The sequence below is a fragment of the Aurantimicrobium minutum genome (genome assembly GCF_029892845.1).
Lineage (GTDB): Bacteria > Actinomycetota > Actinomycetes > Actinomycetales > Microbacteriaceae > Aurantimicrobium > Aurantimicrobium minutum_B.
This window is the reverse complement of the sequence record NZ_JARXVT010000010.1, coordinates 1-9,585: the sequence shown is the minus strand read 5'-3', so window position 1 is coordinate 9,585 and position 9,585 is coordinate 1. Positions and strand designations below refer to the sequence as shown.

Annotated in this window: 7 protein-coding genes and 1 pseudogene; 4 read left to right on the top strand and 4 right to left on the bottom strand. The window is 53.3% G+C overall.

The window, feature by feature from the left end:
- Positions 1 to 128 precede the first annotated feature (128 nt).
- From ndk to ileS, 4 genes are read right to left on the bottom strand one after another with little or no spacing between them, the layout of a single operon-like run.
- The gene (gene ndk, locus M2118_RS08825; RefSeq protein ID WP_280795573.1) at positions 129 to 548 is read right to left on the bottom strand and encodes a nucleoside-diphosphate kinase; all 420 of its coding nucleotides are present in this window, start codon (positions 546 to 548) and stop codon (positions 129 to 131) included.
- Positions 545 to 907, bottom strand: coding sequence for a DUF4233 domain-containing protein (locus tag M2118_RS08820; protein WP_280795572.1), 363 nt, complete (start codon positions 905 to 907; stop codon positions 545 to 547). The genes ndk and M2118_RS08820 overlap by 4 nt, the downstream gene beginning before the upstream one ends.
- On the bottom strand, positions 904 to 2,367 hold the full coding sequence (locus tag M2118_RS08815; protein ID WP_348519962.1) for a bifunctional folylpolyglutamate synthase/dihydrofolate synthase: 1,464 nt from the start codon (positions 2,365 to 2,367) through the stop codon (positions 904 to 906). The genes M2118_RS08820 and M2118_RS08815 overlap by 4 nt, the downstream gene beginning before the upstream one ends.
- The gene (gene ileS, locus M2118_RS08810) at positions 2,360 to 5,704 is read right to left on the bottom strand and encodes an isoleucine--tRNA ligase (RefSeq protein ID WP_280795571.1); all 3,345 of its coding nucleotides are present in this window, start codon (positions 5,702 to 5,704) and stop codon (positions 2,360 to 2,362) included. Before ileS ends, M2118_RS08815 begins: the two co-directional genes overlap by 8 nt.
- A gap of 304 nt (positions 5,705 to 6,008) precedes the next feature.
- On the opposite strand from ileS, the gene valS reads away from it, so the two are divergent.
- The 4 genes and pseudogenes from valS to M2118_RS08790 form a co-directional block, all read left to right on the top strand.
- Positions 6,009 to 8,597: a valine--tRNA ligase gene (valS, locus tag M2118_RS08805; protein WP_280795570.1), complete on the top strand. Its 2,589-nt coding sequence runs from the start codon at positions 6,009 to 6,011 to the stop codon at positions 8,595 to 8,597.
- 2 nt (positions 8,598 to 8,599) lie between these two features.
- Entirely contained in the window at positions 8,600 to 8,833 is a 234-nt protein-coding gene (locus M2118_RS08800) for a hypothetical protein (protein WP_280795569.1), read from the top strand.
- Positions 8,834 to 8,842: 9 nt separating this feature from the next.
- Complete coding sequence (locus tag M2118_RS08795) at positions 8,843 to 9,064, top strand: TM2 domain-containing protein (protein WP_280795568.1); 222 nt, start codon at positions 8,843 to 8,845, stop codon at positions 9,062 to 9,064.
- Positions 9,065 to 9,316: 252 nt separating this feature from the next.
- Positions 9,317 to 9,585, top strand: a pseudogene (locus M2118_RS08790) (helix-turn-helix domain-containing protein); the annotation flags it as partial.

Here is a 9,585-nt window from a genome sequence, read left to right as displayed (position 1 = left end):
TTGAAGGGACTGAGCCCGGTTGACTACCGGACACAGTCCCTTGCAAACTTAGAAACGACTCCCAATTAGAACTCCCACTTAAGGGGTTCAGTTCACATGTGCAGGGGCTTTCTTCATTACTCAAGGGGTTAGTTGAACCAGAGAGCCAGTTCGCGTGATGCAGAGTCTGGAGAATCAGAGCCATGGACAAGGTTCTGCTGAACTGCAAGTCCCCAGTCGCGCCCCAAATCTCCACGAATAGTGCCAGGCGCAGCTGTGGTGGGGTCTGTGGTTCCTGCGAGGCTTCGGAAGCCCTCGATAACTCGGTTGCCTGCAAGACGAATGGCCACAACAGGACCTGATTCCATGAAGCTCACCAGGGGCTCATAGAAAGGCTTGCCCACGTGTTCTTCGTAGTGCTTACCGAGAAGTTCTCGATCTGCCTGAACGAGGCGGATGTCGACAAGGGCGTAGCCCTTGGCTTCGATACGACGCAGGATTTCACCAGTCAGTCCACGGGCAACACCATCAGGCTTCACCAGGACAAGTGTTTCTTCAATAGCGGTCATGAGTTTTCTTTCTTTTGAGAGTCGAGTTTTGCCCCAGTTGTCATGGCATAAGCCCAAATGCCGGCGAATACAGCGCCGATCAAGAAGAGCATGGTCACGGCGAATCCAGAAATCACGATAATCGCCTGGACTGCCCATCCGAGGATGAACGCCCATTTGTATTTCATCATGAGGCCTATTGTGGCGAGCATCAACAGACACACTGCGGCGCCTCCACCCAAGGCAAGAACAGGCGGAAGTGCACCCAGGCCAAAGATGGTTAACGCAGCCAAGCCAACAACAATGAGTTCAAAGCCGAGTACTACCTGCCCAAGCGATGCTTGTGCAGATCGTTGACGTGGAGTGCGGGGTGTGCTCACAGAGTCCATCCTTGCGTCTCAGCAGCAAGTCCCACTGTCAGACCCACCAGTGTGATGGAACCAGTCACCACAACGGCACCCTTTTCAGAGTTCGCGGCATAGCCACGAGCCATTGCAAGAGCAACAACGGGATCAGGTTCCACAATTACCTTCTCATCGCCAACCTTGTCTGCAACTAAGAACCCCAAATCTCGGGCAGGTCGAGAACGCTCGGAGGGAGCATTTGTAACGATGAATCTCGTGGCCAGAGGGGCAAGGGCATCGATGATCCCCTGCGCATCTTTATCTTCAAAAATTGCGAGTACTACCGTCACGTCGTCAAAAGTGAAATATGTTTCCAGCGCACGTGCAAGCGAGGCCGCGCCGTGTGGGTTATGGGCAGCATCAACTAGAACGGTGGGATCAGCTGCCACAAGTTGCAGACGTCCTGGCGATGACACGGTAGCAAATGCTTCATCTAGGACTGCTTGCTCCAAAGATTGCGAAGCACCACCAAGAAATGCTTCCACTGCTGCAATTGCTAAAGCAGCATTCTCGGCTTGATGGTCACCATAGAGTGCGAGGAATAAGTCGTCATAACGACCTGCAGCGCCTTGAATCGTCACTAATTGACCACCCACTGCAACTGCTCTGGACACCACAGCAACTGGGTTTCCCACTTCAGGATTCTCGGTAGCAGAAACGAAGGTCAGTGTTGACTCAGTGAAATCCACTGCTTCTTCGAGTACTGCTCGAACAATGGGGTTCTGTGCTGCAGAGACAACCATGGCAGAAGGTTTGATAATTCCTGATTTAGTGCGCGCAATTGCATCGAGATCTTTACCTAAGCGGTCGGTGTGGTCCAAAGCAATCGGGGTGAATACTGCAACAACGCCATCAGCGACGTTGGTGGAATCCCATTCACCGCCAAGACCTGCCTCAACGATTGCCACGTCCACAGGCGCATCAGCAAATGTGCCATAAGCCAGGATTGTCATCACTTCGAAGAAGGTCAGACGTGGTTCACCCTTGGCTTCTAACTCAGCATCAACGAGTTCAACATAAGGCTTCACGTCGAGCCAGTTGGTGACCAAAATGTCATCTCTCACAGGAACGCCATCAAGAAGAATCCGTTCATTGAATGAGACGAGATGAGGCGAGGTGAAGACACCCGTTGTGAGCCCGTAAGAACGAAGAATCGCTTCGATCATCCGTGCAGTCGTGGTTTTGCCGTTCGTTCCTGCAATGTGGATGACGGGATATGCACGGTGAACGTCACCAAGAAGTTCAACCACACGGCGGGTTGGCTCAAGTCGTGGCTGCGGGTTGCCTTCCCCTAACCGAACAGAGAGTTCTTGAAACACCAGCTGTGCAGCTCGTGAATACTCATCCATCTCTGCGGGATCGATGCCTTCGTAGTCATCGTCCGAAGAGAAATCACCGTTGGCGAAACCACCAGGGGTCAGATCATCACTAGACATTGACCACTCGATTCACGCGAGAAACAGCAACAACGAAGGCGCCCTCGTTGGCGTATTGACCTGCCGGAATGACAGCGAAGTGCTCAGGTGCAGTGGAGAGCATTCCCGGCAACCACTCTGCAGGAGAAACATCGACATACTGAGCCAACTCACCATGGAATGCAGGGTCATGAACACCGAACTCAGTGGCTAAGGTGTCAGCTGCGATGTCAGCCGCAGTGTTCATCTTGAGCGCATCTGCATCTGCTTGCGAGAAGCAGAACACGCTCAGGTGAATGCGGTCAGAAACGTCGAATCCGGCTGCTTTTCTTGTGTCCTGCACCGCACGAATCACATCGCGTGCGAGACCTTCTGCTTCTAGTTCGGCTGTGGTGACTGTATCGAGGAGTACGAATCCACCAGCTGGCAGTAGCGCAAGTGCACGAGCACTTTCTTCTCCGTCACCTGTCTCCAGTGTGAGTTCATATTCGCCCTCAACCAGGTCAACCCCACCAGCGGTCACTACACCGTTGATCTCAGACCAATCGCCGGCCTTGGCCGCCTGAATAATCTGCTGAACTTGCTTGCCCAAGCGAGGGCCTGCAGCACGAGCGTTGACTGTCAATTTGGAAGTGATGCCATATTCGGAAGCAGAGCCGTCGGTGAGCTGCACCAAGGTCACTTGCTTGACGTTGAGTTCATCACGAAGGATGTCACTAAATGAAGCTAGTGAGTCAGAGAGCGAGGACACCACGGTGAGGTCTGCAAGAGGGAGGCGCACACGCAATCCCACCTTTTTACGCAAAGCAAGTGAGGAGGAAGTGATTTCACGCACAGCATCCATCGAAGCGACAAGAGCTGGATCAGCAGGGAACTGATCAGCTTCTGGCCAGTCCTCGAGGTGAACGGAACGACCACCGGTGAGACCCTGCCAGATGTTTTCGGTCACAAGTGGCAAAAGCGGGGCAGCCACTCGACACAGCGTTTCCAGAACGGTGTACAGAGTGTCAAAAGCTTCTTGAGCTTCAGCACCGCCTGTCCAGAAACGATCACGTGAGCGACGGACATACCAATTCGTCAGCACGTCAGCGAAGTTACGCAGCGACTCAGCAGCATTAGTAGAGTCCAATGCATCTAGCTGGCCTTGAACCTCGAGAATGAGGTCGCGGGTCTTCGCCAGCAGGTAACGGTCCAGCACATTTGTGCTGTCTGTGCGCCAGGTGGCTTCGTAGCCATCTGCGTTTGCATAGAGCGAGAAGAAGTAATAGCTGTTCCACAGAGGCAAAAGCAGCTGTCGAACACCTTCGCGGATGCCCTCCTCTGTCACGACCAGGTTTCCACCTCGAAGCACAGGAGAACTCATCAAGAACCACCGCATGGCGTCAGAACCATCGCGGTTGAAGACTTCGGAAACATCCGGGTAGTTCCGCAAGGACTTAGACATCTTCTGCCCATCATTGCCGAGCACGATGCCGTGAGAGACCACGTTCTTGAAGGCCGGACGATCGAAGAGAGCTGTAGCCAAGATGTGGAGGGTATAGAACCAACCACGGGTTTGGCCGATGTACTCCACGATGAAGTCTGCAGGGTTGTGGCTATCGAACCAGTCCGCATTCTCAAAGGGATAGTGCACTTGAGCAAACGGCATAGAACCCGAGTCAAACCAGACATCGAGTACGTCCTCGATGCGGCGCATTGTGGACTGACCCGTGGGGTCGTCAGGGTTAGGTCGCGTCAGTTCATCGATGAAAGGGCGGTGCAGGTCAGTTGGGCGAACGCCAAAATCTGCTTCAAGTTCGTCTAAAGAACCGTAAACATCAATACGTGGATATTCCGGGTTGTCCGATTTCCAGACTGGAATGGGAGAACCCCAGTAACGGTTTCGTGAAATGGACCAGTCACGTGCATTGGCAACCCACTTGCCGAACTGTCCATCCTTGACATTCTCTGGCACCCAGTTGATCTGCTGGTTGAGTTCTTCCATACGGTCACGGAATGTGGTTACTGACACAAACCACGACGACACAGCACGGTAGATCAATGGCTGACGACAGCGCCAGCAGTGCGGGTAGCTGTGCTCGTAAGAAGCTACGCGCATCAGACGTCCCTGTTCGCGGAGCAGGTTGGTCAAAGGCTTGTTGGCGTCAAACACCTGCATTCCAGCAACTTCGGGGAAACGAGAGAGGAACTTTCCACCGTCATCTACAGAGACGCGAACACCAATTCCTGCGGTCTCACAGACCTTCTGGTCCTCTTCACCGTAGGCAGGGGCCTGGTGAACAACGCCGGTACCGTCAGCAGTTGTGACGTAGTCGGCGACAAGGATCTGCCAGGCGTTTTCTTGATATTCCTCGTCGTCGGCGTAGTAGTTCCAGAGACGGTCGTATGTCACACCGTCAAGGTCCTTACCGATCACCGTCGATTTCACAGCTTCCTTTGCTGCGGATGCGTCTTCATATCCGAGATCCTTGGCATAGTTGCCCAAGAGATCTACTGCAATCAGATAGTCAGCCTCGCAACATGGAGCACCATCAGCGGCACCGTTGGGGCCAGCTGGAACAACGGCGTAGTGAATATCTGGCCCAACTGCCAGCGCAGCGTTGGTTGGAAGAGTCCACGGAGTTGTCGTCCACGCAAGAGCGCGAACTCCAGCAATACCTAGAGAACTCGCCTTCTCACCTGAAAGTGGGAAAGTAACAGTGACGGACTGGTCCTGACGCATCTTGTAGACGTCATCATCCATGCGAAGTTCGTGGTTGGAGAGGGGTGTCTCGTCATTCCAGCAATACGGCAGAACGCGGTAACCTTCATAGGCCAAGCCTTTGTCATAGAGACGCTTGAAGGCCCAGATGACAGATTCCATGAAAGAAATGTCGAGGGTTTTATAGTCGTTCTCGAAGTCAACCCAGCGTGCCTGACGGGTGACGTATTGTTCCCATTCGCCGGTGTAGCGAAGAACAGAAGAACGGGCTTCCGCGTTAAACGCAGCAATACCCATCTCTTCAATTTCTTCTTTCTTAGTTATACCCAGCTGACGCATTGCTTCCAGCTCCGCAGGAAGGCCGTGAGTGTCCCAACCAAATCGGCGGTCAACCTTCTTGCCACGCATTGTTTGGTAGCGGGGGAAGAGATCCTTGGCATACCCCGTTAGCAGGTGACCGTAGTGAGGAAGGCCGTTTGCAAAGGGTGGGCCGTCGTAGAAGACCCATTCGTCACCATCAGCGCGCTGTTCGATAGAAGCCTTGAACGTGTTGTCCTTCTTCCAGAAAGCAAGGATCTGCTCTTCTATGGCAGGGAACGACGGCGAAGGAACGATTTCGGATTGCTGACCGAATGCGTTACGGCGGGGATACGTCACTTAGGGCTCCAGTTGTTGAGTAAAACACTGTGCCAGGACGAAATTTCTTCCGCGGTACCACCTGAACTTGTGAGCGTTAACTCACCGCTTGTTCATGAGCGATGACGGGCTCGTCCCGTTCGGTTCTAATAAGCCCGGAGGCTGTTCTTCCGAAAACTCCCCGGTGATAGCCGGATCGGTGTTGTTACTCATCATTCTATGGGCTTTAGTACAGTAGATACATCACCATATGAGGCATTAAGTGGGAGAACATCCTGTTCTTCTACATTGACACGATGCCGCCCATAGAGAGCGAGTACCACCTATGTCCATCACGCCCGCGAACGTTCCTGATAAGCCGGCTCTAGAAGGTCTCGAAACTCTCTGGGATTCCAAATGGGAAGAATCTGGTCTCTACCGCTTCCGTAAGGACGGACAGACTCGCAGCTCTGTCTATTCCATTGACACGCCTCCCCCAACGGCCTCTGGTTCGCTACACATCGGCCACGTCTTCAGCTACACCCACACCGATGTCATCGCTCGTTTCCAGCGCATGCGCGGTAAAGAGGTTTTCTACCCCGCAGGCTGGGATGACAACGGTCTTCCTACAGAGCGTCGTGTCCAGAACTATTACGGAGTTCGCTGCGATCCCACACTCCCCTACGTCGACAACTTTGTTCCTCCTTTTGAAGGCGGCGACAACAAGAGCTCCAAAGCTGCAGATCAACTCCCCATTAGCCGCAAGAACTTCATTGAACTCTGCGAGAAGCTCACCGTAGAAGATGAGAAGCAGTTCGAAGATGTGTGGCGTCAATTAGGTCTTTCAGTTGACTGGACTCAGACCTACCGCACCATTTCTGACGAGACCATCACCACCAGCCAACTTGCCTTCATCAACAACCATGCTCGCGGCGAGGCATACCAGGCCATGGCACCTACTTTGTGGGATGTCACTTTCCGCACAGCAGTGGCACAGGCAGAGCTTGAAGACAAGGAAATGCCCGGCGCTTACCACCGCCTGACATTCCACAAGCCTGACGGCGGTCACATTGAGATCATGACCAGCCGACCTGAGCTCCTTCCTGCATGTGTTGCCCTCGTCGCGCACCCTGATGACGAGCGTTACAAGCCCTATTTCGGCAAGACGGTGAAGACTCCCGTCTTTGGTGTTGAAGTTCCTGTCCTTGCCCACCACCTTGCCCAGCCAGACAAGGGCACGGGTATTGCCATGATTTGTACGTTCGGTGACGTGACCGACGTGATTTGGTGGCGTGAGCTGAACCTGATGACCCGTGCGGTCATCGGTTTCGATGGCCGCTTCATTACTGAAGCTCCCGAAGGCCTCGAGTCTCCAGGGGCACAGGCAGCTTACGCTGAACTCGCAGGCAAGACAGCTTTCAGTGCAAAAACTGCAATGGTCGAGATGCTCCAAGCATCCGGCGAAATGCTGGGCGACCCAGAACCCATCATGCACCCGGTGAAGTTCTTCGAAAAGGGTGACAAGCCTCTTGAGATTGTCTCTACTCGACAGTGGTACCTATTCAATGGCGCCAAGGATGATGAGCTCAAGAAAAAGCTCATCGACCTGGGCCAGGAAATGGCTTGGCACCCTGACTTCATGCGTGTTCGCTATGAAAACTGGGTCAATGGCTTGAATGGTGACTGGCTTGTTTCACGCCAACGCTTCTTTGGCGTTCCGATTCCTGTGTGGTACCCGCTTGATGGTGACGGAAACCCCGTCTTCGATGAGCCCATCATCGCAACCCGTGAACAGCTCCCCGCAGACCCATCAACCGATGTTCCTGCCGGATACACCGAAGCACAACGCGGTATCCCTGGTGGATTCCAGGGCGAAGTCGATGTCATGGACACCTGGGCAACCTCGAGCTTGACCCCTCAGCTCGCTGGTGGCTGGGAGCGTGATGAGGACCTATGGAACCTGGTCTTCCCCTTCGACCTGCGCCCCCAAGGCCAAGACATCATCCGCACCTGGCTCTTTTCAACCATGCTGCGTTCTGCACTGCAGAACGGCGGCAAGCCTTGGACCAATGCAGCCATCTCTGGCTTCATTGTGGATCCAGACCGCAAGAAGATGTCCAAGTCCAAGGGCAATGTTGTCACGCCTGCAGACATGCTGGACCAGCACGGCTCAGATGCTGTTCGTTACTGGGCAGCAAGCAGCCGCCTCGGCACCGATGCAGCATTTGATCCTCAGAATCCCACACAGATCAAGATCGGTCGCCGTCTCGCTATCAAACTCTTGAACGCATCCAAGTTCATCTTGGGCTTCAATGCACCTGCTGATACTGAGATCACAAACCCACTTGACCTCAGCATGCTTGAGTCACTTCACAATGTTGTTCGTGAGGCTACTGAAGCTCTTGAGAACTATGACCACGCCAAGGCTTTAGAAGTCACAGAGCATTTCTTCTGGACTTTCACCGATGACTACCTTGAGTTGGTCAAGGAACGTGCCTATAACGAAGCTCACCCTGAGCAGGCTTCTGCTGCAGCAGCGCTGAATAAGGCACTAACTGTTTTCCTGCGCCTACTTGCACCGGTTCTTCCGTTTGCTGCCGAAGAAGCATGGTCCTGGTTCCACGATGAGAGCATTCACCGTGCATCATGGCCAGCACCTGGCGAAGAGAAGATTGGCAACCCCGACATTCTCAAGGCCGCATCAGAGGCACTGATCGGTATCCGTCGAGCAAAGACCGATGCCAAGGCATCACAGAAGACCGAAGTCCTGACCGCAACAATTGCGGCACCAGAAGCACTCATCTCTCTTCTCGAGGCAGCTCAAGGAGACCTCATGGCCACTGGCCGCATTGCAGAGCTGAACTTCACTGAAGCGGCAGAGCTTTCTGTCACGAAGATTGAACTGGCTCCTGTGCCAGAATCTCCTGCGGAGTAGACATGCAGCTGGGAACCCGGTGGCAGGTAAACACTGCTCCACCGCAGAATCTCGATGAATTGGTCGCTGAAGCAATTGCCCAGATAGAAAATGAACTAGCAGTTCTTGACCAGGACACAGATAGTTGGTTCTGGACGTTGACCTATCTAGAGAACCGTCCTGTTGTTCAGCTTGATGACGGTACAACAATTAGGGTTTTGCACAATGGCCAGATCTCAATTGAGATTGAGGAGTAGCGTTGAAACATGGCTAATACAGAAACAGCTCCACGCGACTGGACAATCACTTTAATTCTTTCCATCTTCGTCGGCACACTTGGCATCGACCGCATGTTCATCGGCAAATGGGGAACCGGCTTCCTCAAGCTCGTAACCGGTGGCGGACTTGGTGTCTGGTGGATTATCGACATCATCATCATTGCCACTGGCAACATGCGCGACAAATGGGGTCGTGAACTCGTAAAGTAGTTCCCCCCAGAGATATGACAAAAAGAAAGCCCCCTCTTCTGAACTGCTCCCCAAAAGTTGGACTGATTAATCAGTTTCCAATTTCTGGGGAGTTTTTCTTTGCAACCAAATAGTTCACTCACAACACTTCAACGAGAACAGCTTGTAGAGCTTTTCGAATCTGGCTTGGGATATCGTGCCGCGTCTTATCGTTTGGCCGTGAGTCTGACTTCCGTGAGAGATTTGCGCCTTCGTTGGACGCTTCATGGCAGGCTTTGTCTTGTGGAGAGTAAAACCAAAAGACGTTTCTCTTTCGAGATCAAAAAGGAAGTAGTTGACCGCTTCCTTGCAGGGGCATCGAAGATGGAATTGGCGTCCGAGTTTGGCCTCAATTCTGTCAAAGACATCACCAGGTGGGTGCGTGCGTGGCAAGCCGGCGGCGATGAAGCTTTGATGCCCAAACCCAAAGGAAGACCTGTCGGTTCTTCCACGAGTCCAGCAACGGCCAACGAAGCCGACCAGCTTCGTCAGCAAGTCAAACG

Coding starts and splice junctions, on each gene's coding strand:
- ndk (WP_280795573.1), bottom strand. CDS start 548: ATGACCGCTATTGAAGAAACACTTGTCCTGGTGAAGCCTGATGGTGTT.
- M2118_RS08815 (WP_348519962.1), bottom strand. CDS start 2,367: ATGTCTAGTGATGATCTGACCCCTGGTGGTTTCGCCAACGGTGATTTC.
- valS (WP_280795570.1), top strand. CDS start 6,009: ATGTCCATCACGCCCGCGAACGTTCCTGATAAGCCGGCTCTAGAAGGT.
- M2118_RS08800 (WP_280795569.1), top strand. CDS start 8,600: ATGCAGCTGGGAACCCGGTGGCAGGTAAACACTGCTCCACCGCAGAAT.
- M2118_RS08795 (WP_280795568.1), top strand. CDS start 8,843: ATGGCTAATACAGAAACAGCTCCACGCGACTGGACAATCACTTTAATT.